The 257-nt window shown below is 47.9% G+C and carries 1 pseudogene; it reads left to right on the top strand.

The window, feature by feature from the left end:
* Positions 1 to 257 (top strand): annotated as a pseudogene (locus tag R0J92_RS24425) (tRNA pseudouridine(55) synthase TruB); the annotation flags it as partial.

Genomic DNA, 257 nt, shown 5'->3' with positions numbered 1-257 from the left:
AGGGAAAACCGTAGAAGTGCCACCGCGAGAAGTGGAAATTACTCAGATCCAAGTCTTAGCTTGGCAAGACGGAAACTTTCCAGAATTGACCCTGCACATTGCTTGCAAAAGTGGCACTTATATTCGTTCTATCGCGCGAGATCTGGGAGATCTCTTAAAGGTTGGCGGTACCCTTTCCGGTGTAAGACGCACCGAAAGCAGTGGCTTCTCCCTCGAAAAAAGTCTCTCTCGTTCCGCTATAGAAACCCAATTAGGAA

Source organism: Tritonibacter sp. SIMBA_163 (assembly GCF_046535935.1).
GTDB lineage: Bacteria > Pseudomonadota > Alphaproteobacteria > Rhodobacterales > Rhodobacteraceae > Epibacterium > Epibacterium scottomollicae.
Note: the sequence above shows the minus strand (reverse complement) of the source record. Positions and strands in the feature narration are given on the sequence as shown.